Origin of the sequence: Polynucleobacter nymphae, assembly GCF_018882155.1 — a bacterium.
Taxonomy (GTDB): Bacteria; Pseudomonadota; Gammaproteobacteria; order Burkholderiales; family Burkholderiaceae; genus Polynucleobacter; species Polynucleobacter nymphae.
Map to the genome: position 1 here is coordinate 1,513,627 of NZ_JACVPA010000001.1, position 25,535 is coordinate 1,539,161.

Below are 25,535 nucleotides of genomic sequence, written 5' to 3' on the forward strand. Positions count from 1 at the left end.
AATTCCGCTAGTAGCGACAGCGCGCATCACTTTTGTATTTGGTGAAATAGACGATTAAGTCAGCGTCTGATTTGTATTGGGTGTAGTAGATCACTGCACGCGCATCACTTTTATATTTTGTATAGAACCATACGCCTGGCTCATTATCACTAGAGTATTGGGTTTCATACACAATGCAGTTAGCCTCAGACGGATATTTGGTGACAAATACCTTGGCATTGGCTTCCGAGGGATAGTTGGTGATGAAAATTTGCGCTGCGGATGCGTTTGAGGCAAAAAAACTACTCAAAATGGTCAAAATCAGGAATTGTGGGAGATGTTTTCTCATGACTCTATATTACGGTTTCTGGCTTAGGCCATTACAGAATGGGGCAGATTTGCTACAATCACACCTTCGGCGATTTAGCTCAGTTGGTTAGAGCGATGGAATCATAATCCACAGGTCCGGGGTTCGAATCCCTGAATCGCCACCAAATCTCAAGGCCATTGCCCGCCGGCAGTGGCCTTTTTCTTAGGTTGGCTAGAATCGTCTTATGGCTAAATTTTGGAACTTTGTTCTTTTTCAGGCAGGTTGGTTTGCTTGTATCTTGGGCGCTGCTCATCAGCAGGTCCTCTGGGCCGTGATCGGAAGCCTGACTTATATTGTTTTTCATGTCTGGCGCTCCCAGACCCCAAAACTGGAGCTGAGCTTGCTACTCAAAGTCCTATCTTTTGGGATCCTGACCGATAGCCTTTTGATGTATTTTGGAATTCTCGACTTTAAGGGCGCCTGGCCCTCTCCTTATCTATCACCAGCATGGATGTGGGCGCTCTGGCTTTTAGTAGCCAGCACCCTCAATAACTCCTTATCTTGGCTAAAGGACAAGCCTGTTCTAGGGGTAGTTTTAGGGGCGGTCTCTGGGCCTCTATCTTATGAGGCTGGGATTAGATTGGGAGCCGCAAACTGGGGTTCTGGGTCCCAAATCCTAGGTTTAGGGCTTATTAGTGTGGTTTGGGCAGTAGCGATGCCCCTTTTTTTCTATTGGGATCGCACCTCTATCAAACCTAGCCTAGTAAAAAATCTGTAAATTCCTTTAAAAAGTCGCTTGCAAATACTACTGTTTTTATATACAGTAACTTCTAAGTTGTGAAACAGTAGATAAAACTTCGGGAAAAAGCCCAACATAAAGCGAAAAGGAAGAAAACATGGCCTTAGATGAAAAAAGAAAATCAGCCTCCTCAGAATTTGAGGGAATGAGCGGAGACAAACAAAAAGCATTAACAGCAGCTTTGGCACAAATTGAGAAGCAATTTGGCAAGGGCTCGATCATGAGATTGGGCGATGCTGAAATCAGTCAAGATGTTCAGGTGGTATCAAGCGGTTCACTAGGCCTTGATATTGCTTTAGGAGTTGGTGGTATTGCACGTGGTCGTGTGATCGAAGTGTATGGGCCAGAGTCATCTGGTAAGACGACTTTAACTTTGCATGCCATTGCAGAAATGCAAAAGCTTGGCGGCACTTGTGCATTTATTGATGCAGAGCATGCCTTAGATGTGCAGTACGCGTCGCGTCTTGGTGTTGATGTAAACAATCTGTTGATTTCTCAACCAGACACTGGTGAACAAGCTTTAGAAATTGCTGATGCCTTAGTGCGCTCAGGCTCGATTGATTTGATCGTCATTGACTCAGTTGCTGCTTTAGTTCCAAGAGCTGAAATTGAAGGCGATATGGGAGATTCTTTGCCAGGCCTACAGGCCCGCTTGATGAGTCAGGCTTTACGTAAGTTAACTGGTGCAATTAAGCGTACCAATACAACAGTGATCTTTATTAACCAAATTCGTATGAAGATTGGCGTGATGTTTGGATCCCCAGAAACGACTACTGGCGGTAATGCACTGAAGTTTTACGCATCCATGCGTTTAGATATTCGCCGTATTGGCAGCATCAAAAAAGGCGATGAGATTGTGGGTAATGAAACCCGGGTGAAGGTTGTTAAGAACAAGGTTTCTCCGCCATTCCGCGAAGCTATTTTTGACATCATGTATGGCGCTGGTATTTCTAGAGAAGGTGAAATCATTGATATGGGTGTTGAAGCTGATATCGTTGAAAAGTCTGGCTCTTGGTATAGCTATAACGGCGATCGAATTGGGCAAGGTAAAGATAATGTGCGCGAATTCTTGAAAGAGAATCCGGAGATTGCTAAAGACATCGAAGCAAAAATTCGTGCAAAGTTGGGTGTTAAGTCTGGTTCAGCAGTAGTAACTGATGTGCTGAGCGAAGAAGAGGAAGTTGAATAGTTCGATGTCAGAGCTAGCTAGTAAAAGCAAAGAAAGAACTACGCAAAGCCCGAGTCTCAAAGCTCGGGCTTTGCGTCTTTTATCGCTCCGAGAATACAGTCGCAAAGGCTTGGCAGCAAAGCTGGCAGAGTCAGAGGCGAGATGGGCCAAGCTAGGGGGCGAGCAGGCTGATGAAAGCTCAGAATCCACCGCAGTACAAATTACAGCAGTGCTAGATGACTTTGAAGCGAGAGGATGGCTTTCAGATGAGCGTTTTGCTGAGGCCTTGGTGCGCAGACGGGGTGAACGCTATGGGACGCGCAAAATTGCCGATGAACTGCAAAGGGCAGGGGTTGACGGGGCTCAGTCAGCGGCTCTCCTGCACTCCTTGCGGGAGAGTGAATACCAACGGGCTTATGAGCTTTGGAACCGAAAGTATGGCCTAGTAGCTCAGGATCAGAAGGAGCGTGCCAGGCAATACCGCTTCTTGGCCTCTAAGGGTTTTAGCTCCGATGTCGTTGGAAAGGTGATTGGTGGGCAAAAGCCTGATTAGGGCAATTACGGATCGCGAATAGGCAATTGCCGCGTTGCAGCATGATAGACTTATGGAGTCGGTCAAGCCGTTCGCATTTATTCAAATTTGGCTAATTTCGCTATTTCTAGAGTAAGTATGGGATCAAGGCAGTATCGGTTTAACTAATCCTCATTGCCTACTAAAAAAGATACCGTTTCGGAGTAATTATGAAAATTCACGAGTACCAAGGCAAAGAACTTCTGCGCCAATTTAATGTGCCTGTTCCAAACGGCATCCCCGCATTTAGTATTGATGAGGCAATGAAAGCTGCTGAAAAACTCGGCGGACCAGTATGGGTTGTTAAGGCGCAGATTCATGCAGGCGGTCGCGGTAAAGGTGGTGGCGTGAAGTTAGCAAGAAGTATGGACGACGTAAAAAAATATGCTTCTGAAATTTTGGGCATGCAACTCAAGACTCATCAGACAGGACCAGCAGGTCAAAAAGTTAATCGCCTCTTAATTGAAGATGGCGCAGATATCAAAAAAGAGTACTACTTCAGTATCGTTACAGATCGTGGCACACAAAAGAATGTGATCATGGCTTCGAGCGAAGGCGGCATGGATATTGAAGAAGTTGCTGAATCCCACCCAGAAAAAATTATCAAAGTATTTGTTGATCTATTGATTGGCCTAACAGATGCTGACTGCGACATTGTTGCAAAAGGCATTGGCGTTCCCGAAGCTTCTATTCCAATGGCACGCGACGTATTTAAGAATTTATATAAGACCTATTGGGATACAGATGCATCCTTGGTAGAGATCAACCCATTAATCCTTGAAGGTAATGGCAAGATCAAGGCACTTGATGCTAAATTTAACTTTGATCCAAATGCATTATTCCGTCATCCAGAAATCGTTGCTTACCGCGATATCGATGAAGAAGATCCAGCGGAGATTGAAGCTTCTAAATTTGACCTTGCTTATATTTCTTTGGATGGCAATATTGGTTGTTTGGTGAATGGCGCTGGTTTGGCCATGGCAACCATGGATACTATTAAGTTATTCGGCGGTGAGCCAGCCAACTTCTTAGACGTTGGTGGTGGTGCGACAGCTGAAAAAGTCACTGAAGCATTCAAGATCATGCTGAAGAACAAAAGTGTTGAAGCGATTTTAGTGAATATCTTCGGCGGCATTATGCGTTGTGATGTGATCGCTGATGGCGTGGTTACAGCATGTAAGGCTGTAAACCTCACAGTGCCTTTGGTTGTGCGCATGAAAGGTACAAATGAAGAGCTAGGCAGGAAGATTCTTGCAGACTCTGGTTTACCAATCATTAGTGCTGATTCAATGGCCGAGGCTGCTACCAAGGTAGTTGCTGCTGTTGCCAAAAACAAATAATTCAGGAATTTCAATATGTCTATTTTGATTAATAAAAACACTAAGGTCATTACTCAAGGCATTACTGGTAAGACTGGTCAGTTCCATACTGAAAAGTGTCAAGAGTATGCAAACGGCAAAAATTGTTTTGTTGCTGGCGTGAATCCTAAAAAAGCTGGCGAGTCTATTTTTAATATTCCCATTTATGGAACTGTTAAAGAAGCTGCAGCGCAAACTGGTGCTACGACTTCCGTCATTTATGTGCCGCCTCCAGGTGCTGCTGCTGCAATTTGGGAGGCGGTTGAGGCTGACCTTGATTTCGTGATCTGTATTACTGAAGGTATTCCTGTGCGCGATATGCTCGAAGTGCGCAACAAGATGAAAGCTAAAGAAGCTAAAGGCGGCAAGAAAACTTTATTACTAGGCCCTAACTGTCCAGGAATTATCACTCCTGATGAAATTAAGATTGGCATCATGCCTGGGCATATTCATAAGAAGGGTCGTATTGGTGTTGTAAGCCGCTCTGGAACCTTGACTTATGAAGCAGTTGGTCAATTGACTGCAATTGGTTTAGGGCAATCTACGGCTGTTGGTATTGGTGGCGATCCAATCAATGGTTTGAAGCACATCGACATCATGAGAATGTTTAACGAAGATCCAGAAACTGACGCCGTCATCATGATTGGTGAAATCGGTGGTCCAGATGAGGCTGAAGCTGCTCGTTGGTGTAAGGACAATATGAAAAAGCCAGTAGTAGGCTTTATTGCTGGCGTAACAGCGCCTCCAGGAAAACGGATGGGCCATGCTGGCGCATTGATTTCTGGTGGAGCAGATACTGCCGATGCCAAACTTGCCGTCATGGAAGAGTGTGGCTTCACAGTAACAAAGAATCCATCAGAAATGGCAGCTTTGTTAAAAGCTATGTTGTAATTAACAGTTCAGAATAAGTAGTTAAAACATAAAAACCTAGGGAGACAATATGGATTTTTCAGCTTTTTCAGATGCCACCTTTTGGGCGGCACTTTTATCAATCATCGTAGCCAATATCCTGTTATCAGGCGATAACGCAGTAGTAATCGCGTTGGCGTCACGTAACTTGCCGCCTGCTCAGCAAAAGAAGGCCATTTTTTGGGGTAGTGCAGCAGCGATTATTTTGCGCGTTGTACTAACAATAACAGCTGTGCATTTACTAGCCTTGCCCTACCTTAAGATTGTTGGCGCCATTTTGCTGCTCTACATTGGCGTGCAACTACTGGCAGATAGCGGTGAAGAAGAAGAGATGAAAGGTCATTCGAATATCTGGGGCGCCATTCGTACCATATTGATAGCGGATTTAGTGATGAGTTTAGATAACGTTCTTGCTGTTGCTGCTGCAGCACAAAAGGGTCCAGAAGAAACTCGTTTGCTTCTCTTAATTATTGGCCTTGGACTTTCTATTCCTTTAATCATCTTTGGCAGTACTTTGCTCCTTAAGGTAATGGATCGTTTTCCAGTCATTATCACTTTAGGCGCTGGCTTATTGGGTCTCTTGGCTGGTGGGATGCTAGTTGAGGATCCGGCGATCAAAGAATCAATGCAAGCAGCTTTTGAAGATGCTCATATGATCTTTGAAGGTATTGGGGTTGCTATTGTGATCTTATTGGGCACATACCTTAAGAAAAAGAATGCTCATAAAGAGGCGTAAGTTTCTTTCCAAAAAATCAGAATTAGCCGGCCCCCAAAGCCGGCTTTTTTACGTGTAGTGCTCTTGAGAAGAAGAGGTTTAGACTGGATGATGAGGCATTTCACCTCAGGAGTCAGAAGATATGCAAAACTTAAGTAAAGAAATTCAGAATCAAGGTAAAAGCCAGGAGGCAGGATTTACCTTAATTGAAGTTATGGTTGTGGTGGCCATCATTGGCATATTAGTTGCTGTAGCAGTCCCTCAGTATCAAGATTACATTGCCCGTAGTCGTATTGTTGAGGGTATGAATTTATCCTCCAGCGCAAAGCTTGCTGTTACAGAAGCATTTGCAAGTCGTGGCACTATTCCTATGGATGAGGCTACAAATGGATCATTTACCTTTGGACCAACCCGTAGCGTCAAGTTAATAGAAATTACACCATCAGGAGCCATTGCGATTGACTATCAGGTGAGCGTAGCGCCGGCAGGCAAGAATACATTGCATCTCATTCCAACAAATGAGCCAGATGCTAATGCCCCTAAACCACTTGATTTATCAAAACCAGAGGGGTCCACTTGGTCTGGCGGCTGGTCATGCAGATCTACAGAAACAAACCTGCTATCTCAGTTGCTGCCATCTGAGTGCAGGATTAGTAAATAATAGTTTCTTATAAATAGGCAAAGATTGTTTAGTCAACTAAGGTTATTGAACAATCTTTGCAGTAACCGCAATCATTCAAAACTGCAATAGCATTTGACTAGTGCTCAGAGAAATTTAATTTTTTAGATGAAATTACTATAATGTCTTCCTATGAATCCTCAAATTGGCTTTCTTCTAAATAAAACGCTGGAATCTCTTAGGGTTTCCAATTTAGATTTAGCTGAGCTCTATTTAAAGCAGGCTATGAGGATAGAATCGAATAACCCCCATGTATATAGGCTGCTTGGTGTTCTGTCTACAAATAGAAAAAAATATCCAGAAGCTTTAGATTATTTCAATAAATCTCTTAAATTTCTTCCAAAAAATTCATTAGCTTTGTGTAATTTAGGGAATGTTTTTTATGATTTAAAAAATTATGAAAAGGCATTAGATATTTATGACAAATCGATCAAGCTTGATCCAAACTTTGAAGAAGTTTGGTCAAATAGGGGAAACGTTTTATTTGAGATGAATCGTTATGAAGAGGCTTTAGTAAATTATGATAAAGCAATCAACTTAAAACCCAGCTATGCTGATGCATGGTCTAATAAAGGCAACACCATACGCCAGCTTGGATTGCCTGAAGACTCTATCATTTACTATGATAGGGCTCTTAGTTTGAAACCAGATCACCACGAAGCAGCATGGAACAAAAGCTTAGCGCTGCTTTTGCTAGGGGATTATCAGCATGGATTACCACTATACGAGAGTAGGTGGAGATCAAAGAGCATTAGTGAGATTGCAGAAAAACGCTCTTTTGATAAGCCTACTTGGCTTGGAATGGAGTCCCTGAATGGCAAAACAATTTTGCTTTATGGGGAGCAGGGTTTAGGGGACTTTATCCAGTTTTGCCGCTACGCTAAATTGGTTGCTGATTTAGGTGCTAAGGTGATTTTGGAGGTGCCCCAATCCCTTGCAATAGTATTGACTGACTTGGCAGGAGTTTCAGAGTTAGTAATTAAGGGTCAGGAGCTACCCCCTTTTGATTTTTGCTGCCCACTTCTCAGTCTGCCCCTGGCATTTAATACCAATGTTGCTAGCATTCCCGCAGAAAATGCTTATATTGCGAGTGATTCAAATAAGGTATCTGAATGGGGTTCTAAATTAGGGCCAAAAACGAAAAAAAGAGTGGGTTTAGTTTGGAGCAGTATCTCTAGCTTTCAGCATGATTCAAAAAGAAGTTTGCTACTGTCAGATTTTGTAAAGGCGCTTCCTACCGAAGGGTATGAATATATCTGTTTACAAAAAGAAATCAAAGATTGCGATAAAGAATTTTTTAGAGAATATAAAAATATTCAATATTATGGCGACCAACTCAATGATTTTAGTGATACTGCCGCTTTAATTGAATGCGTTGATTTAGTTATCAGTAGTTGTACTAGCGTTCCTCACTTAAGTGCAGCGATGGGTAAAGAAACTTGGGTTATCGTACCTTATGTACCAGATTGGCGATGGCTGTTAGATAGGGAAGATAGTCCATGGTACCCATCAGTGAAGTTGTACAGACAGTCAGCTATAAATGATTGGAGTGGTGTGCTGGAGAGAGTGCGAAAAGATTTGGCTGGTACCCTCTTAGGATAGTTAGCTTAATTGAGCTGATTGATCGGCCCACTAGACTGGAGGCGATATCGTTTAAGGCCGATTGGGTAATTTTCATTAATCTTAAGTTGTGATCTTATTTCAGTGATAAGTATTTTGGCTTTAAAATGCGTGCTATGAGTCCTCAACTTCAAAAACTTCTTCAGCAAGTTATTCAAGCTTTTCAGCGTGGAAATTTTACTGAGGCTGACTCAATTCTGAATGAGCTTCTGCAAAATGATCTCAATAGTGCCGATACTATTTTTCAATTTGGCATTTCATGTTTAAAAACGAATAGATTAGCTGAAGCATTAACTATCTTTCAATGCTTACAGCCCTATAAAAGTGGTGATGTAAGAATTCCATATAACTTGGGCTTTATTCATTCTCTGCAAGGTATGCATCAACTAGCATTGGATGCTTATGATTTAGCTCTTAAAATTCAGCCCAATGATGCTGAGACGCTAATTAATAAAGGCTCAACTTATATCGATATCAAAAATTATATTTTGGCGCTAGATGCCCTTGATAAGGCAATTCAAATAAAGCCTAATATCCCAGAAGCTTGGTCTAATAAGGGTATTGCACTAAGTAATTTAAATTTATATGAGGAGTCCATTCACGCCTATAACGAGGCTATTAAACTTAGTCCAAGATATCACGAGGCATGGTCAAATAAAAGTGTGCCTCTTAATAAGTTAAAGCGATTCTTAGAGTCTTCAGAGACATGTGATAAAGCCTTAAGCCTGAAGCCTGACTATGCCGAGGCTTGGTTCAATAAAGGCAATACTCTGCACGAACTAAAGCATTATGACGAGGCGCTTACTCATTATGATAAAGCCTTAAGCCTGAAGCCTGACTATGCCGAGGCTTGGTTCAATAAAGGCAATACTCTGCACGAACTAAAGCATTATGACCAGGCGCTTGATCACTACGATAAAGTGCTCAGCCTAAAGTCTGACTATCACGGCGTTTGGCACAATAAAGGGGAAGTGCTCAACTTTCTTAAAAAGCATGCTGAATCAGCCTATGCCGAGGTTTGGTTTAATAAAGGCGCTACCTTACAGGAGCTCAAGCGTTATGACGAGGCTATAACTCATTATGATAAAGCACTGAGCCTAAAGACAGACTATATTGAGGCTTTGTTTAATAGAGGTGCCGCATTAAATGAACTGAAGCGTTATGACGAGGCGCTTGATCACTTCGATAAAGTACTTAGCCTAAAGCCTGACTATCACGATGCCTGGCACAATAAAGGGGAAGCACTCAATTTTCTTAAGAGGCATTCTGAATCAGCTAAATCTTACCTCAAAGCTCTAGAAATTAAGGGCGGAGACTCTTATTTATTGGGTAAAGCTCATCACCAAATGATGCTTGGATGTGATTGGACAAATTATAAAAAGAATATTAACGATATTTTTCATTTAATTAATGAAGGAAAAATGTCCGAGCCTTTTGGTTTTCAAGGAATTTCAAATTCAGAGGCGCTGACACAAAAATGTGCTGAAATTTATTCAAATGATAGGTTTCCTGCGCTGGGTAATACGTCTGAATTTTCACAATATAAACATCATAAAATACGTATCGGTTATTTGTGTGGCGAGTTTAGGAATCAAGCCACCTCAATCTTAATGACTCGTATTTGGGAGCTACATGACAAATCCAAATTTGAAATTTTTGCTTTTGATAATGGCTGGGATGATGGCTCAGACTATCGCCAAAGAATTGTAGGCGCCTTTGGTAATATATTTGATATATCGAAATTATCTGATTTAGATGCAGTCAAACTGGTTCAATCCAATGAGATTGATATCCTTATCAATTTGAACGGATTTTTTGGTCTTTCAAGACAGGAGATATTTTCTTATAAACCTGCCCCAATACAAGTGAACTATCTTGGCTTTCCTGGAACTATTGGCGCTAAATATATGGATTACATCATTGCCGATAAAGTAGTCATACCAGAAGAGTCAAAAAAATATTATGTTGAAAAGCTTGTGTATCTCCCCAATAGTTATCAAGCAAATGACGACCAAAGAAAAATCTCTGATAGGAAATTTACGAGGAGGCAATTAGGTCTTCCAGAAGATGCTTTTGTTTTTGCTTGCTTTAATAACAATTACAAAATAACCCCATCTACCTTCGATTCTTGGATGAGAATTATGTTTCACGTTCGAGGAAGTATTTTATGGCTTTTAGCCGACAATCCAATTGCTAAGGAGAATTTGATAAAGGAAGCTGCTGCTCGAGGGATAGAATCTAATAGGTTGATATTTGCTGAGCGCCTATCAATTGAAGATCATTTGGCCCGCCATGATTTAGCAGACTTATTTCTGGATACTCTGCCGTATAACGCTCATACAACCTGCAGCGATGCTTTATGGGCTGGATTACCGGTGCTGACAATAGTGGGTGACACTTTCCCAGGAAGAGTTTCTGCTAGCCTTCTGACTTCCGTAGGATTAGATGAGCTAATTACCTCTGGCGAAGAACAATATGAAGCTTTGGCGATTGAGCTGGCCATGAACCCCAAGAAACTTGCAGATATTAAATTGAAGTTGGCGAATAATCGTTTGACTACTCCTCTATTTAACGCATCTCTTTTTGCTAAGCATCTTGAGGCTGCTTATATCAAAATGTATGAGCGCTACCAAAATGATATGCACCCAGATCATATACTTGTTGGTTGTGAGGTAGGCTAACTAAATTAATAGACTTTTAAACTTAGCCATAGTTTTTTATTCTTCTAATTTCTTGACCAGTCTTTACTCTCCCAGCTTCCACTCTCCAGACTTACCACCACTCTTCTCTAAGAGTTTGACATCGCCTATAACCATGCCTCGGTCTACTGCTTTACACATATCGTAGATCGTGAGGAGGGCAACTTGGACTGCAGTGAGGGCTTCCATTTCGACGCCAGTGGGCCCCGTGGTTTCTGCCCTGACTTGACAGGCGATGCTGCTATCTTTTGAATTTGTTTGAAACTCAAGACTCACATGGCTTAAGGCTAGTGGATGGCAGAGTGGAATAAGATCGGCAGTTTTCTTTGATGCCTGTATGCCTGCGATTCTGGCAATACCTAGTACATCCCCTTTTTTATGGGTACCTGCTTCGACCATTTTAAAGGTCTCGGAAAGCATGCTGATCTTGCCCGTTGCAATAGCAATTCTGTGCGTCGAGGCTTTATCACCCACATTTACCATATGGGCTTGGCCACTTTCATCAAAATGAGTTAGTTTGTTCATGGGATAAGTTTTACCATATAGGGATGCAGGATATAAAGCTCATTAGAAAAACCTCGTTTTTGCAGCGCTTTTTGGCTGCTCAGCTGATGTTGGCCTTGTCATGTTCAGGGATTACACCTGCTTATGCTGCTACCCCTGTTGGGGATGTTTCAGTAGATGGCAACTCTGCAGCTGCCCAAAATATTGGTCGGGTGATGCAGTCTCCGGAGGCCAAATCTTCTAAGCTGCCCAATCGTAATGCCTTACAAAGCCAGCCCAATATTATTTTGCCTGATATGGGTGATCCTGGCGGGGACTCGCTCAGTCGTATTGATGAGCGGAAATATGGCGAGATGATCATGCGTCAGATTCGTCCTGATCCAGATTATTCAAATGATTTACCAATTTATGATTTTTTAAATCAAATGGAGCGCCGCTTACTGCAGGCTGCTAAACAATTGCAACTTGGTGGTGCGAATGAACAAGGAAGTGGGGCATATAACTTTGAAGTATTTGCAGTAAAAGACAGTAGCATCAACGCATTTGCTTTGCCAGGTGGATTTATTGGTTTTCATACGGGCTTACTTGTGAGCGCAGAAACAGATTCAGAAGTGGCATCTGTAATGGGCCATGAAACTGGACACGTATTACAGCGCCACCTTGCTCGCCAAATGGACAAACAATCTACTAATACCATGATTGCTATAGCGGGCATGGTACTTGGTGCTTTAGCAATGTCTCGCAATCCCTCTGCAGGCGCTGGGTTAATGCAAGGTGGCCAGGCAGTTGCTATCGACAATCAACTTTCTTACTCCAGAGATGCTGAGCGTGAGGCTGATCGTGTTGGCTTTCAGATTTTGGATGCGAGTGGGTATGACGTAAATGGTGCCCCAGGTTTCTTCCAGCGCCTACAAAGAGCTACAGGCGTTATGGACAAAGGCGTCCCTGCTTATGTTCGAACCCACCCTTTAACGACAGACCGTATCGCTGATATGCAAGATAGAGCAAGAAGGGTTGCTACGCGTAATGTTCCAACCTCAGTTGAGTTTTATTTCATAAAAGCTAGAGCACGTATGGAACAGTCAGGGACTTCAAGTGGTTTATACGATCTTAAAAATACCTTTGAAAGCTTGAGTAAGCAGCCTCAGGCTGGCAAGCAAATGGAGGGCTTTTATGGCTTGGCTCTCATTGCTCAACGTCAGGGTAAGGTAGATCAAGCAGAATCTTATCTACAGCAAGCACGCAATTTGGCACAAGCCGCTAGTGCTCCAGGCTCACCGATTCAGAGACAAAGTTTATCTTTGGATATCACCGCATCTGAATTGGCTTTAGCTAAAGGTAAGGGTGATGAAGCTTTGCAGGTTGCACAAGCTACTTTCCGCGCTTACCCTCAGTCTTATGCCGCTGGTGCTGCGATGATCAATGCAGACTTAGCACTTGGCCGTACCAATGATGCGATTACTTGGCTCAAAGCCCGTACCCGTCTTCAGCCTAATGAAGTTGTCTGGTGGAATCTGCTATCAAAAGCGTACGATCAGGCCAAGAATGTGCCAATGCGTCACTACGCTCTTGGAGAAAAATACGCTCTTGAAGGTGCTTGGCCATCAGCAATCGAGCAATTGAAGATTGCCCGCTCTGCCAGCGGCTCTGACTACTATCAAGGTTCTAGTATTGATGCGCGTTTGCGCGAGATGCAAAGACAGTACCAAGATGAGCTAAAAGAGCAAGGGAAGATCCCCAGTTAGGAGAGAAGTTGATCGCTTGGAGTTGCAATGAACCTAAAGCGAGGAGCTATCTCTCCTGAATGGATTGGATCTAAAGGCAATTGCTTACCTTGCCAAGTCCAGGATCCGCCAAAGCTACAAGCCTCTTCACGTAACTGGGCTAATTGGGAAAAATGATCTAAGTCGTGATCATGCAAAAGCGCTAGGGTCTGACAATCTTCCTTGAAAAATTGATTTTCATTTTTATAAATGAGCTGATTAACTTTTCCGACAATATAAATATTGCCGCTTTCATCGCTTAATGCACCGCTGGGTTTAATTGAGCTGTCACATTGAGTGATGAGTTGCAAGCCATCAGTACTCGGTGTAATACGGACGATCCAGGGCGTGGCATCGAGCGTGATGAATACGCGCTGCGGCCCATTTTGAAAAAAGTATCTGCCCAAATGATCACAGACATAGTTTCTGGAGATAAATTCATTTAAAGCGATATGAGTAATAACTTGCCCAGGTAATTTATTCTGCTGTGCAAACGCATCACGCATGCGCCATTGACCGCGCCGATCTAAAGCAAGCCAACCAAAGCAGTCAGGTAGATTAGGCCACTTGATGAGCGACCGCAATACTCGCTCATCCATATCGATATTTAATGCAAGCCGTGTGGTGTGGAGGGAGCATCAAAAGTTTCTTCGGTAGAGCGACTCGCATGTAGATGAGCAATACGCCAGCCTTGACTATCTTGTAAAAGCACTAGAGTGATATTCAGGAAGAATTCAGCCTCAATTTGATCGGGTCTTAGATGCACTGCTTCCGTAGTATCGTAAATAGCTGCGCCTGGGATGGAGTGGCTGATGCAGGCAATGGGTTCTAAAAATAAGGGTTGTTTGAATAAAAGCCTTTCTAAGCCTTTACGAATTTCGGCATGACCACTGAGGCGATGTCCCTCAGGAAGTACGCAAGTGATGGAGTCATCATCAAGCCAAATATCCAAAGCGCCTTTGACATCACGATTTCTTAGTGCTTCTCGCCAAGCATCTACGACTTCATCAGCATTGTGAAAGAGTCTTGCAAGTTTGGTCATAACTTACTTTTCCGAGTAATTATTTCAATCTATTGAGTGTAGCTAATACTTGTTCTGGCAGGATATCTTTTAGGCATCGTAAATGGCCTAAAGGGCACGCTCTTTTATGGCATGGGCTACAAGACATATTTAGCCAGATAATCTCAGCCCTGTCGGATAAAGGGGGAGTATGGGCGGGATCGCTAGAGCCAAAGATAGCAACCTGAGGGATCTGGAGAGCTGCTGCAACATGCATCAACCCTGAATCATTACTTACTACCGCCTTGCTCATTCCAATCAAAGCAATGGCCTCATCTAAGGAAGTATTGCCACACCAGTTATGAATATTGGCGGCATGCTTTGCATGGGCAGTAATTTCTTGGGCAAGAGCATGATCACTTTTGCTGCCTAAAAGAATAATTTGATGATTTGAGTTTTGCGTGATGAGCTTCTGTGCCAAAACTGCAAAGTGTTCGGTAGGCCATCTTTTAGAGGGCCCATACTCTGCACCTGGGCACATTACATAAATAGAGTCAGGATTGATATTGTTGTTTTGTAATTTGCGCTCTACCGATTGCTTTGCAGTATTGGAAACATGCAGTTTAGGGATTAGCTCAATAGATGAAAGAGGAGAGTCATCTTTTAGAAGTTGGCTTAATGCTAGATAGTGCCCCACCATTTGTGGACGATTGATTTTGCTGGGGTTATCTAGGGCTAAATTAATCAGACCAAAACGCAACTCGCCACGGTAACCAATCCGAAAAGGAATATTAGCTAACCAGGGAATGAGGGCAGATTTAAAACTATTCGGCAATACAAAACATGCTTGATAGTTTTTAGCTGCAATCTCTCTGGCCAATTGCTTGCGTAAGCCCCATTGCAGTTTTTTGTGCTCAAATTTCGCCTCAATGACTTCATGTACTTCGGAGCACGCACGATAGATAGGCGATACCCAATTACTGGCAAGGACATCTATTTTAGAATCTGGATAAAGTGCTTTGAGATTGGCTAGCAAAGGTTGCGTTGTTACGGCATCTCCGATCCAGTTTGGAGTAATGATCAGAATACTTTGCATGGGTCGTATCCCGAGTCAGCGCCCCATGGCGAGGCGCTGATAAGGCCTAGTGTCCGTGGGGCTCAGTGCCAGGAATGAGATTGTACTCGGCGCCACAATACGGACACTTCGCTTCCCCGGTTTTGGTAATGTCTAAAAAAACCCGTGGATGAGAGTTCCAGGCTGGAGTTTGATTGGTTGGGCAATGCAATGGCAGATCTTTGCCATCCACCATCACAACTTGAGCTTGCGTCATATTTCTCTTCCTGATTATTTCACGTAAGTGAGCCAAGATTTATATTTATCGCTTCTGCCATATACCGCATCAAAATACGTCTTCTGTATTTTTTCAGTGATTGGACCACGCTTACCATCACCAACGGTGCGATCATCAAGCTCACGAATCGGAGTTACTTCAGCAGCAGTACCAGTAAAGAAGGCTTCATCTGCAGAGTAGATCTCATCACGGGTAATCCGTTTTTCGCGCAACTCAAGTCCAAGGTCTTTTACGATATCGATAATGGAATCGCGAGTGATACCGTCTAAGCATGAAGCTAAATCTGGTGTGTATACGATGCCATCACTAATCATGAAAATATTTTCGCCAGAACCTTCCGAAACATAGCCTTCGGTATCTAGTAGTAAAGCTTCGTCATATCCATTGGCGGTCACTTCTTGATTAGCCAAAATCGAATTGATGTAATAGCCAGAAGCCTTAGCGCGCACGAGTGAGGAGTTCACAAAGTGGCGAGTAAATGAGGAGGTCTTGACTCGAATACCTTTATTTAAGCCATCTTCACCTAAATAAGCACCCCATTCCCAGGCAGCGATTGCCGTATGAATAGTGTTTCCTTTAGGAGAAATACCTAGTTTTTCGGAACCAATAAAAATAATTGGGCGAATGTAGCAAGCCTCAAGCTTATTGCTGTTGACCACATCAATAATTGCCTTAGTAATCACTTCTGGGCTGTATGGCATGCTCATTTGAAAAATCTTGGTGCCATTAAAGAGCCGTTTGACATGCTCTGGGAGGCGGAAAATTGCTGTGCCCTGGGGGGTTTTGTAGGCTCGGATGCCTTCAAATACGCCCATACCGTAGTGCAGACTATGGGTTAGGACATGAATATTGGCCTCACGCCAGGGAACAAGCTTCCCATCGGACCAAATAAAGCCATCGCGGTCGGACATCGACATTTTTTCTACCTTTTTGTATCTGGTTAATCGAGGCGCCAAGGGAGGGTTTATGGCCCAAGACCCAAAATGCGTCCAAGTCCCTATTGTAGAGCAGGCAGGGGACTACGTTGCCTGAGATCCTTTAGGGGATTTGGGCTAGACGATTTAGAATAGAGTATTCCCAATAAACCATTACATTTGCCCAATCCCATGCCGGAACCCTTATTTAAAGTTAAACGTTTAAGTGAATTAGCCCAATCCGGCCAACTCAAGGGAAAGCGGGTTCTGATTCGCGCCGATCTCAATGTGCCCCAAGATGAAGCGGGCAATATCACTGAAGACACTCGTATTCGGGCTTCGATGCCTGCGGTGCAGATGTGCCTAGATGCTGGCGCAGCAGTAATGGTGACCTCTCACTTGGGTCGTCCTACCGAAGGCCAATTCAAATCTGAAGATAGCTTAGCCCCAGTAGCAGATCGCATAGCTACTTTGCTACATCGCAAAGTTCCACTGATTAGTAATTGGGTTGATGGAGGATTTCAGGTGCATCCTGGCGAAGTGGTTCTTTTGGAAAACTGCCGCTTAAATGTGGGCGAGAAAAAGAATACTGATGAGTTGGCTAAAAAGATTGCTGCTCTGTGTGATATTTACGTAAACGATGCATTTGGAACTGCACATCGCGCTGAAGCAACTACCAATGGTGTTGCTAAGTTTGCACCGGTTGCTTGTGCTGGCCCATTAATGGCAGCTGAGTTAGATGCATTAAGTCGTGCATTAGCAAATCCAAAGCGGCCATTAATAGCGATCGTTGCTGGCTCTAAAGTTTCCTCTAAGCTCACTATTCTTAAGGCTCTCTCTGAGAAGGTCGATGAGTTGATCGTTGGCGGCGGTATTGCAAATACCTTCATGCTTGCCAAAGGCTTACCAATTGGTAAATCGCTTGCTGAGCCAGACTTAGTCAATGAAGCTAGAGAAATTATGGATCTTATGGAAAAACGTGGCGCGCATGTGCCCATTCCTGAGGATGTCGTAGTTGCGAATGAACTCTCCCCCTTGGCTCGTGCAAATCGCGTGCCTGCTGATCAAGTTGCCGAAGATGACATGATTTTGGATATTGGCCCTAAGACTGCTGCTCGTCTTTCCACCATGCTTGCGCACGCAGGCACGATTGTTTGGAATGGCCCATTAGGCGTATTCGAAATTGATCAATTTGGCGGAGGCACAAAAATGCTGGCTGCAGCAATCGCCCACTCACCTGCATTCTCGATTGCTGGCGGCGGCGATACATTGGCAGCGATTGCTAAATATGGTATTGAAAATCAAGTGGATTACATTTCAACTGGCGGTGGCGCTTTCTTAGAATTCTTAGAAGGCAAAACTTTGCCAGCCTTTGCAGTACTAGCCGAAAGAGCGAAAGACTAAATATGCTACGAGCAACAAAAATTATTGCAACTCTAGGACCAGCATCTGAAAAGCCTGAGGTACTCCGCGACATGATTCGCGCAGGTGTTGATGTGGTGCGGATGAACTTTTCACATGGCACTGTGGCTGATCATAAAGCGCGTCATGATTTAGTCAGAAGTATTTCTGCGGAAGTTGGCAAAGAGGTTGGCATCATGGCCGATCTGCAGGGTCCTAAGATTCGTGTGGGTAAATTTGCAAACAGCAAAATTCTTCTCAAAGAGGGCGAAAAGTTTATTCTGGATGTCACTTGCGAGCTCGGTGATCAAGGACGTGTAGGACTTGACTACAAAGAGTTGCCTAATGATGTGAAGCCGGGTGACCGCCTCTTATTGAATGATGGCTTGGTTGTACTACGCGTTGAGAGTGTTAAGGGTGGAGAAATTTTTACGCTCGTGGAGCAAGGCGGCCCACTTTCCAACAACAAAGGCATCAATCGTGCCGGTGGCGGTTTGACAGCACCAGCACTTACCGAAAAAGATATTGCTGATTTAGATGCTGCAATTGCGATGGGCGTTGATTTCTTGGCTATTAGCTTTCCAAAAGATGGCGCTGATATGGCGTATGCCCGTAAGTTAGCTGATGCAGCTAGTGCTAAATATGGTGTTGGCAAAGTGAGAACCATTGCTAAAGTCGAGCGTGCTGAAGCTATTGAACCTAAGGCACTCAAAAGCATTATTGCGCAAAGTGATGGCATTATGGTTGCCCGCGGTGACCTTGCTATTGAGGTTGGAAACGCCGCAGTACCGGCATTACAAAAGCGCATGATTGATTGGGCGCGTAAGGCTGATAAATTTACGATTACTGCAACGCAAATGATGGAGTCCATGATTAATGCTCCAGTGCCTACGCGTGCTGAAGTCAGTGACGTAGCCAATGCCGTATTAGATGGTACAGACGCTGTGATGCTTTCCGCAGAATCTGCTGCTGGCTCATATCCAGTGCAAACGATTAAAGCAATGGCAGAGATTTGTGTCGAGGCCGAGAAATCAGATCCAGTGAAATTAGATACCGATTTTTTAGATCAAACCTTTGCCCGCATTGATCAAACAATTGCCTTAGGTGCTTTATTTACTGCGCATCATTTGCATGCAAATGCGATTGCTGCCCTGACAGACTCTGGCTCAACTCCAATTTGGATGAGTCGTCATAATATTCATGTGCCTATCTTTGCATTGACTTCAAAGATTGCGACCCAAAGAGCCTTAAGCACTTATCGAAATGTCACACCAATTGGCTTGGATTACACCAAGGACCGCGATACTGCCCTGCAAGAAGTAGAAGCTTGCTTGAAGAAGGCTGGTGCAGTTAAAAAGGGTGATACCGTAGTGTTGACCTCGGGTGAGCCGATGGGTGAACCTGGTGGCACGAATACTCTTAAGATTGTTCACGTGAAGTGACTTGTACATTGATTAACTATTTATTTATATCTATTAAGAGAACATCATGGCTTTAGTATCATTACGACAACTTTTGGATCATGCTGCTGAAAACGGTTATGGCTTGCCGGCATTTAACGTCAATAACCTTGAACAGGTCACGGCAATTATGGAAGCAGCCAATGAGGCTGACTCGCCGGTCATCATGCAGGCATCTGCTGGCGCGCGTAAATATGCTGGCGAAGCATTTTTACGTCACTTGATCTCTGCTGCTGTCGAAGCATACCCACATATTCCAGTTGTAATGCATCAAGATCATGGCCAAAGTCCGGCTGTCTGTATGGCGGCAATTAAGAGCGGCTTTACTAGCGTGATGATGGATGGCTCGCTTGAAGCTGATGGCAAAACGGTTGCCAGTTACGAGTACAACTTAGCCGTCTCCCAGGAAGTTGTGAAGTTTTCTCACTCCATTGGAGTTACTGTGGAAGCAGAGCTTGGAGTCTTGGGCTCTTTAGAAACGATGCAGGGCGACAAAGAAGATGGTCATGGCGCTGACGGCAAGATGACTCGTGAACAGTTATTGACAGATGTTGAGCAGGCCGCTGACTTTGTGAAAGCAACTCAGTGCGATGCTTTAGCGATTGCAATTGGGACTAGCCACGGCGCTTATAAATTTACTAAAAAGCCTACTGGTGATATTTTAGCGATTGACCGCATTAAAGAAATTCATGCGCGTATTCCGAATACGCACTTAGTAATGCATGGTTCGTCTAGCGTCCCTCAAGAGTTACTTGCGGAGATTCGTGAGTTTGGTGGTGATATGAAAGAAACTTACGGTGTGCCTGTTGAGGAGATTCAAGAAGGTATTAAGAACGGTGTTCGTAAGATCAATATTGATACCGACATTCGCTTAGCAATGACTGGCGCTGTCCGCCGTTATCTCATGGAGAACCCCGGTAAGTTTGATCCCCGTGACTATCTGAAGCCAGCCCGTGAAGCTGCTAAGAAGATTTGCATTGCCCGCTTTCAGGCCTTTGGATCTGCTGGCCAGGCATCTAAAATCAAACCTATTCCTCTAGAGAAAATGGCTGAACTCTATAAGAGCGGCAAGCTCACTCAGATCGTGAAGTGAATTAAAGATGCCAGCTTTGTATGCCACCTCTATTAAGTCATTACCTTTACTTTCTAAAGGTAAGGTACGTGATGTTTACGCCCTGGATCACGATAAATTATTGATGATTACCACTGATCGCTTATCTGCATTTGATGTAGTAATGGGCGAGCCGATTCCTGAGAAGGGTATCGTTCTTAATCAGATGGCTAATTTTTGGTTTGATAAATTAGCGTCAGTCATTCCAAATCATTTAACTGGAATTGATCCTACTAGTGTTGTGACTTCTGATGAAGTTTCTCAGGTGAAGGGCCGTGCCGTAGTCGCTAAGCGCTTAAAGCCAATTTTGGTAGAGGCGGTAGTGCGTGGTTATTTGGCTGGTAGCGGCTGGAAAGACTATAAAGAAAGTGGCAAGGTTTGCGGAATTACATTGCCTGCTGGCTTAGAGAATGCTCAAAAATTACCTGAGCCGATTTTTACGCCTGCCGCTAAAGCAGAAGCAGGTGATCATGACGAAAACATTTCATTTGAGAAAGTTGTTGAACTCATTGGTGAGAAATTAGCCAATCAAATTCGTGAAATCAGTATTCGTTTATATAAAGAAGCCTCTGAATACGCTGCGACTCGTGGAATTATTATTGCCGATACCAAATTTGAATTTGGCCTAGATGATTCTGGTCAATTGGTTTTAATGGATGAGATCCTTACTGCGGACTCTTCTCGCTTCTGGCCATCAGAAACCTATTATGTGGGCTCAAATCCACCATCTTATGACAAGCAATTTGTACGCGATTGGCTAGAAACCGCCCAAGTAAATGGCAAGTTATGGCCTAAGACTGCCCCCGCACCGCAGTTACCAGCGGATATTATCGAAAAGACAGCCCAAAAGTATCGTGAAGCTCTGAATCGTTTAACTCAGGGATAATGGAGTACTCAGTAAATATTTAGGGTATTTGGAGAGGTAAATGAGCAAGAAGCCAATAGTCGGAATAGTAATGGGCTCCAATTCAGATTGGGACACTATGCAGCACGCCGCTCAGATGCTGGAGCAATTTGACATTGCTCACGAGGCTAAAGTACTCTCAGCGCATCGTATGCCAGATGATATGTTTCAGTATGCAGAAGATGCTCAGGCCAATGGCTTGCAGGCCATCATAGCTGGTGCAGGTGGTGCAGCGCACTTACCAGGCATGCTTGCTTCTAAAACCATTGTTCCGGTTTATGGTGTTCCAGTTGCCAGCAAATACTTGCGCGGTGAAGATTCTTTATATTCCATCGTGCAAATGCCAAAAGGTGTTCCAGTTGCTACTTTTGCGATTGGTGAGGCTGGTGCAGCTAATGCTGCCCTACATGTCATTGCTAGTCTCGCATTACATGATGCAGATCTTGCCAAACGTCTTACAGAGTTTCGAGCAAAGCAATCTGATACTTCACGATCTATGAATTTGCCGGGATATTAATTACATGGCAGATCGTCTGGAGCCCATCTTGCCGGGCTCGTATTTAGGAATATTGGGTGGCGGTCAACTGGGGCGTATGTTTACTCAGGCTGCACAAGCAATGGGATATAAAGTTTGTGTTTTAGATCCTGACTCTGATAGCCCTGCTGGTTCAATTGCAGAAAAATTTATTCAAGCGGATTACACCAACTCAATTGCTCTAAAAGAAATGGCAGCTTTATGTGCGGCCGTCAGTACTGAATTTGAAAATGTGCCAGCACAAGCTCTAGACGATCTAGAATCTCTGGGAGTTTTTGTAGCACCTCGCAGTAGTTGCGTCTCTTTGGCGCAAAATCGGATTGCTGAGAAGAAATTCCTAGCTACCTGGAAGTCTGAAACCAATATTGGTCCTGTACCCTATTTTGTAATCGAACATGATGCTGATATTGCGCATGTTCCTACAGATCTTTTTCCTGGAATCTTAAAGACTGCTCGCATGGGTTATGACGGCAAAGGCCAGGTAACTATTGACGATACTGAAGGTTTGATTGCTGCATGGAACCATTTTGAGCGTGTGCCGTGTGTTCTTGAAAAGCGTATGGAGTTAGATTTTGAGGTTTCTGCTTTAGTAGTGCGCGGTCATGATGATGTAGTTGTAGCTTATCCAGTTTCTCAAAACATTCATCGTAGCGGTATCTTACATACCTCTACCGTACCAGCTCCATCGCTAAAGCCCGCGCAAGAGAAAAAGATTGTTGATGCAGCGAAAGCACTGATTCGGAAGATTGATTATGTCGGTGTTCTCTGCATTGAATTTTTTGTTCTTAAGAATGGCGAGATTGTTGCCAATGAAATCGCACCTCGTCCACATAACTCCGGGCACTACACTATGGATGCTTGTGTCAGTAGCCAGTTTGAGCAGCAAGTAAGAGCAATGGCTCGTTTGCCTTTAGGAGATACACGACAATTAGCACCAGTTTCGATGTTAAATTTGTTAGGCGATCTTTGGTTTGAAGGCAGTGAAGATAAAGCAAGAGAACCCGCTTGGAATAAAGTACTTGCACATCCTGATGCAAAATTACATCTTTACGGTAAATCCGCTCCTCGCATCGGCAGAAAGATGGGCCACATCAACTGCTTGGGCGAAGCATTGAATGAGGCTCGCCAAAATTGTGCTGCTGTAGCTACTGAATTAGGCATCGAGCCCTAGAATGTCCACCGATAGTACGCCACTGCAATCTTCTGCAGTGATCAATGAAGCAGTTCAGACTTTGCGTGATGGCGGTTTGGTTGCGTTTCCAACAGAGACTGTATATGGACTAGGAGCAGATGCAAGAAATCCAGAGGCCATTAACAAAATCTTCAGCACCAAAGGTAGACCAGCGAATCATCCACTGATTGTGCATTTAGCTGCGCCTGATAAATTTGATCAAACCCAAGTAGATTGGGTGCCATTAGTAGCGCCCTGGGTAAGAGATTTATCTGAAGATGCGTTAAAGCTGGTTAATGCATTTTGGCCAGGACCTCTAACCTTAGTCTTTAAAAAAGATAAGAGCGTTCTCAATAAATTAACTGGTGGTCAGGATACTGTTGCTATTCGTGCACCCGCACATCCAATGGCTCAGGAGTTATTAAGGAAATTTAAGGGTGGCGTTGTCGCACCATCTGCTAATCGTTTTGGCAAAGTATCTCCAACTAGTGCTGCTGATGTACGTAATGAATTTGAGGATATTCTTGATCTGATGATCTTGGACGGCGGTGACTGTGAGCTTGGGATTGAATCAACCATTATTGATATGTCTTCTGGTGATAAAGCTATTCTGCTTCGTCCAGGCGTAATAACTCCAAAAGAGATCTTTGCTAAGACTGGCATTAAGGTATACCAAGCTGGCGAGACAAAGCATGAGCGCCATGAGCTTGCATTGCCAAGAGTTTCAGGAAGCTTAAGGGCGCATTACGCACCAAATACCCCATTGCGGCTCTATGCACCCGGTCGCGTTTTGGATGCGCTAAGCGAATTTCCGGATACGAAGTCTCGTGTGGCAGTTGCAGTTTGGGATTCAGAATCCTCTTTGAGTGAGGATGGTCATCCATCTGTTCATTTTGAAGAAGTGGAAGTACCAAGTGACAGCAGTGGTTTTGCTAATCGCCTGTATCGTTCATTACGCGATTTAGATCAACAAGGTTGGGATTTAATTTTATTTCCTGAGCCACCCCCTGGTGAAGAATGGGATGGCGTTAGAGATCGACTTCAGCGTGCGTGTTTTGGCTCTGGACCATCTTCAAGCAGCCAAGATAGCAATTGATCATGCGCCTCTAAACCTCTCCAAGCGTTTGGGTGATTGATAAATGAAGTCACTGCATATAGCTTTCCAGATTTACTTATTACATAGCCTGAGATAGCGCGTACATCAGCAAGTGAACCCGTCTTAATCCTGGCCTCAGGCTTTTTCTTAAGATGTAAAAATTTACGCAGTTGTGTCATCAGACGACTTCTCATCGTGCCATCAGTGCCAGCAATCGGAAGACTGTTATAGAAAGCCTCTCCGACTGGCAAATTACGTGCAGTAAATAAAAGTTGATTCATTTGCTCTGCTGAAATAGCCTCATTGCGTGATAAGCCTGAACCGTTTTCAATCACCAAGCCAGGAAAATCCAAGCCATTTTGCTTGAGCCAACCCTGAATAACTAATTCTCCATTAAAAGTGGTGGCGGGCTTACCCATTTTTTCTAGGGCTAATGTCAAAAGAAGTTGGCGTGCCATGACATTATTTGAATACTTATTAATATCAATCACATCATCGGCAAGATTGATCCCTTCAAACTGTAGAAGGAGTCGTGCAGCAAGAGGTACATTCCCATTTTTTCCAATAGGTGCTTTTGTCCATGTGCCACCTGATAGTTCCCAGGCAGCAGCAAAGCCTTGTGTCAAAAAAGTATTGGCATCCAGGGCAACTACATTGTAGTTAACACCTTTACAGGTACTAGGAAATGCCCCTGAAAACTGTGCCACCACTAATTGATCAGTTTTAGTTGTGCCCTCAGGATCTAAATTAAAACGAATATCACTTTTCCAGTTATCACAAGTACGATCAACTAACTGCATTTGATTATCAATTTTGAGTTGCGAAAGCGTTGGCGTATAGCTAATGTCGATAAATTCAGCCGAGCGTGATTTACTTAGCTGAAAAGAGAGAGTACGAAATGAATACAGCAATGGATCAGGTGGCACATTGTATGCACGTAGGGCCTCTCCATCGATAGTGTTGTGCTCCATAACGCTAGGGGCATAAGCGCTTCGATCAAAGAATAAGTTGCCGTCAATCTTTTGAATGCCAAGTCCTTTCAAGGACTTCATCAGTTTAGCCAGCTCTTCGGGAATGAGTTTTGGATCGCCAGTACCCTGTAAATATAAATTTCCTTTGAGAACACCCTGACGAATCAGACCGTCAGTGTAGATATTGGTTCGCCAGCGATATTGGGGCCCCAAAATATCTAAACCTGCAAGTGTTGTCAGCAGCTTCATGGTTGATGCTGGGTTCATGGCTTCGGCAGCTCGCCAATCTAAGATATTTTTTGCAGTATTTTTTCCTAGTCGATCAGCTCCAATTTCTATTACTGAAATACTTACAGTGTCTTTTGGAATTTGATTGCGCTCTAGGCTACTTATAACTGCCTGCGGTAGGGTTATACGTGCTTCCTCAGCCTTCGCTGGTAACACGAAAAGGCAAAACCCAGTCCAGAGGACAGTTAGCATTAGAGAAATGAGATGAGGTATGGGCCGCTGCATTCCCAATAGGATAAACCCAGGGAGGCAGAAGGC

The 25,535-nt window shown here is 43.8% G+C and carries 25 protein-coding genes and 1 tRNA gene; 18 read left to right on the forward strand and 8 right to left on the reverse strand.

What is annotated here, in order from left to right:
• Positions 1 to 7: 7 nt before the first annotated feature.
• On the reverse strand, positions 8 to 328 hold the full coding sequence (locus ICN29_RS07885) for a 7(1) septoil knot domain-containing protein (protein WP_216131461.1): 321 nt from the start codon (positions 326 to 328) through the stop codon (positions 8 to 10).
• 68 nt (positions 329 to 396) lie between these two features.
• Between ICN29_RS07885 and ICN29_RS07890 the strand changes: the two genes are divergently transcribed.
• The 10 genes from ICN29_RS07890 (at position 397) to ICN29_RS07935 (ending at position 10,789) form a co-directional block, all read left to right on the forward strand.
• Positions 397 to 473, forward strand: a tRNA-Met gene (locus tag ICN29_RS07890).
• A 60-nt stretch (positions 474 to 533) separates the two neighbouring features.
• The gene (locus ICN29_RS07895) at positions 534 to 1,067 is read left to right on the forward strand and encodes a DUF2878 domain-containing protein (RefSeq protein ID WP_216131463.1); all 534 of its coding nucleotides are present in this window, start codon (positions 534 to 536) and stop codon (positions 1,065 to 1,067) included.
• A gap of 166 nt (positions 1,068 to 1,233) precedes the next feature.
• Positions 1,234 to 2,277 (forward strand): recombinase RecA, encoded by a 1,044-nt coding sequence (gene recA / locus ICN29_RS07900; RefSeq protein ID WP_255538107.1) that lies wholly within the window; start codon positions 1,234 to 1,236, stop codon positions 2,275 to 2,277.
• Between the two features lie 4 nt (positions 2,278 to 2,281).
• Positions 2,282 to 2,809 carry a recombination regulator RecX gene (gene recX / locus ICN29_RS07905; protein WP_216131469.1) on the forward strand — a complete coding sequence of 176 codons (528 nt, stop codon included), beginning with the start codon at positions 2,282 to 2,284 and terminating at the stop codon, positions 2,807 to 2,809.
• Positions 2,810 to 2,997: 188 nt separating this feature from the next.
• Complete coding sequence (sucC, locus tag ICN29_RS07910; RefSeq protein ID WP_216131472.1) at positions 2,998 to 4,167, forward strand: ADP-forming succinate--CoA ligase subunit beta; 1,170 nt, start codon at positions 2,998 to 3,000, stop codon at positions 4,165 to 4,167.
• Between the two features lie 15 nt (positions 4,168 to 4,182).
• On the forward strand, positions 4,183 to 5,076 hold the full coding sequence (gene sucD / locus ICN29_RS07915) for a succinate--CoA ligase subunit alpha (RefSeq protein ID WP_216131475.1): 894 nt from the start codon (positions 4,183 to 4,185) through the stop codon (positions 5,074 to 5,076).
• A 49-nt stretch (positions 5,077 to 5,125) separates the two neighbouring features.
• Positions 5,126 to 5,830: a TerC family protein gene (locus tag ICN29_RS07920; RefSeq protein ID WP_216131478.1), complete on the forward strand. Its 705-nt coding sequence runs from the start codon at positions 5,126 to 5,128 to the stop codon at positions 5,828 to 5,830.
• A 121-nt stretch (positions 5,831 to 5,951) separates the two neighbouring features.
• The gene (locus ICN29_RS07925; RefSeq protein WP_216131480.1) at positions 5,952 to 6,470 is read left to right on the forward strand and encodes a pilin; all 519 of its coding nucleotides are present in this window, start codon (positions 5,952 to 5,954) and stop codon (positions 6,468 to 6,470) included.
• Positions 6,471 to 6,620: 150 nt separating this feature from the next.
• Positions 6,621 to 8,090, forward strand: a complete 1,470-nt coding sequence (locus tag ICN29_RS07930) for a tetratricopeptide repeat protein (protein WP_216131483.1) — start codon at positions 6,621 to 6,623, stop codon at positions 8,088 to 8,090.
• A 134-nt stretch (positions 8,091 to 8,224) separates the two neighbouring features.
• Positions 8,225 to 10,789: a tetratricopeptide repeat protein gene (locus ICN29_RS07935; protein ID WP_216131486.1), complete on the forward strand. Its 2,565-nt coding sequence runs from the start codon at positions 8,225 to 8,227 to the stop codon at positions 10,787 to 10,789.
• 63 nt (positions 10,790 to 10,852) lie between these two features.
• Here the strand turns inward: ICN29_RS07935 and moaC are convergent, their stop codons facing one another.
• Positions 10,853 to 11,332, reverse strand: coding sequence for a cyclic pyranopterin monophosphate synthase MoaC (gene moaC, locus ICN29_RS07940; RefSeq protein WP_216131489.1), 480 nt, complete (start codon positions 11,330 to 11,332; stop codon positions 10,853 to 10,855).
• Between the two features lie 23 nt (positions 11,333 to 11,355).
• On the opposite strand from moaC, the gene ICN29_RS07945 reads away from it, so the two are divergent.
• The gene (locus ICN29_RS07945) at positions 11,356 to 13,056 is read left to right on the forward strand and encodes a M48 family metalloprotease (RefSeq protein ID WP_216131492.1); all 1,701 of its coding nucleotides are present in this window, start codon (positions 11,356 to 11,358) and stop codon (positions 13,054 to 13,056) included.
• Here the strand turns inward: ICN29_RS07945 and ICN29_RS07950 are convergent.
• From ICN29_RS07950 to ICN29_RS07970, 5 genes are read right to left on the reverse strand one after another with little or no spacing between them, the layout of a single operon-like run.
• The gene (locus tag ICN29_RS07950) at positions 13,053 to 13,673 is read right to left on the reverse strand and encodes a DUF2946 family protein (protein WP_216131495.1); all 621 of its coding nucleotides are present in this window, start codon (positions 13,671 to 13,673) and stop codon (positions 13,053 to 13,055) included. The two genes, ICN29_RS07945 and ICN29_RS07950, sit on opposite strands and share 4 nt — an antisense overlap.
• Before the next feature lie 8 nt (positions 13,674 to 13,681).
• Positions 13,682 to 14,116, reverse strand: a complete 435-nt coding sequence (locus ICN29_RS07955; RefSeq protein WP_216131498.1) for a YybH family protein — start codon at positions 14,114 to 14,116, stop codon at positions 13,682 to 13,684.
• 19 nt (positions 14,117 to 14,135) lie between these two features.
• A complete protein-coding gene (gene waaF, locus ICN29_RS07960; protein ID WP_216131501.1) occupies positions 14,136 to 15,170 on the reverse strand; it encodes a lipopolysaccharide heptosyltransferase II in 1,035 nt (344 codons plus the stop codon).
• Positions 15,171 to 15,216: 46 nt separating this feature from the next.
• Positions 15,217 to 15,405, reverse strand: coding sequence for a zinc-finger domain-containing protein (locus tag ICN29_RS07965; protein WP_216131504.1), 189 nt, complete (start codon positions 15,403 to 15,405; stop codon positions 15,217 to 15,219).
• Positions 15,406 to 15,419: 14 nt separating this feature from the next.
• On the reverse strand, positions 15,420 to 16,343 hold the full coding sequence (locus ICN29_RS07970) for a branched-chain amino acid transaminase (RefSeq protein WP_216131506.1): 924 nt from the start codon (positions 16,341 to 16,343) through the stop codon (positions 15,420 to 15,422).
• 189 nt (positions 16,344 to 16,532) lie between these two features.
• Here ICN29_RS07970 and ICN29_RS07975 point away from each other — a divergent pair, with 189 nt between their 5' ends.
• From ICN29_RS07975 to ICN29_RS08005, 7 genes are read left to right on the forward strand one after another with little or no spacing between them, the layout of a single operon-like run.
• A complete protein-coding gene (locus ICN29_RS07975) occupies positions 16,533 to 17,744 on the forward strand; it encodes a phosphoglycerate kinase (protein ID WP_216131509.1) in 1,212 nt (403 codons plus the stop codon).
• A gap of 2 nt (positions 17,745 to 17,746) precedes the next feature.
• On the forward strand, positions 17,747 to 19,183 hold the full coding sequence (pyk, locus tag ICN29_RS07980) for a pyruvate kinase (RefSeq protein ID WP_216131512.1): 1,437 nt from the start codon (positions 17,747 to 17,749) through the stop codon (positions 19,181 to 19,183).
• A 46-nt stretch (positions 19,184 to 19,229) separates the two neighbouring features.
• A complete protein-coding gene (gene fba / locus ICN29_RS07985) occupies positions 19,230 to 20,294 on the forward strand; it encodes a class II fructose-bisphosphate aldolase (RefSeq protein ID WP_216131515.1) in 1,065 nt (354 codons plus the stop codon).
• Positions 20,295 to 20,301: 7 nt separating this feature from the next.
• The gene (locus tag ICN29_RS07990; RefSeq protein ID WP_216131518.1) at positions 20,302 to 21,198 is read left to right on the forward strand and encodes a phosphoribosylaminoimidazolesuccinocarboxamide synthase; all 897 of its coding nucleotides are present in this window, start codon (positions 20,302 to 20,304) and stop codon (positions 21,196 to 21,198) included.
• Between the two features lie 40 nt (positions 21,199 to 21,238).
• Entirely contained in the window at positions 21,239 to 21,733 is a 495-nt protein-coding gene (gene purE, locus ICN29_RS07995) for a 5-(carboxyamino)imidazole ribonucleotide mutase (protein ID WP_216131521.1), read from the forward strand.
• Positions 21,734 to 21,737: 4 nt separating this feature from the next.
• Positions 21,738 to 22,922 carry a 5-(carboxyamino)imidazole ribonucleotide synthase gene (locus ICN29_RS08000; RefSeq protein ID WP_216131524.1) on the forward strand — a complete coding sequence of 395 codons (1,185 nt, stop codon included), beginning with the start codon at positions 21,738 to 21,740 and terminating at the stop codon, positions 22,920 to 22,922.
• Between the two features lies 1 nt (position 22,923).
• The gene (locus ICN29_RS08005; RefSeq protein WP_216131527.1) at positions 22,924 to 24,018 is read left to right on the forward strand and encodes an L-threonylcarbamoyladenylate synthase; all 1,095 of its coding nucleotides are present in this window, start codon (positions 22,924 to 22,926) and stop codon (positions 24,016 to 24,018) included.
• On the opposite strand, the gene dacB is transcribed toward ICN29_RS08005, so the two are convergent.
• Entirely contained in the window at positions 23,964 to 25,433 is a 1,470-nt protein-coding gene (dacB, locus tag ICN29_RS08010; protein ID WP_369411649.1) for a D-alanyl-D-alanine carboxypeptidase/D-alanyl-D-alanine endopeptidase, read from the reverse strand. The genes ICN29_RS08005 and dacB overlap by 55 nt on opposite strands.
• Between the last annotated feature and the right edge of the window lie 102 nt (positions 25,434 to 25,535).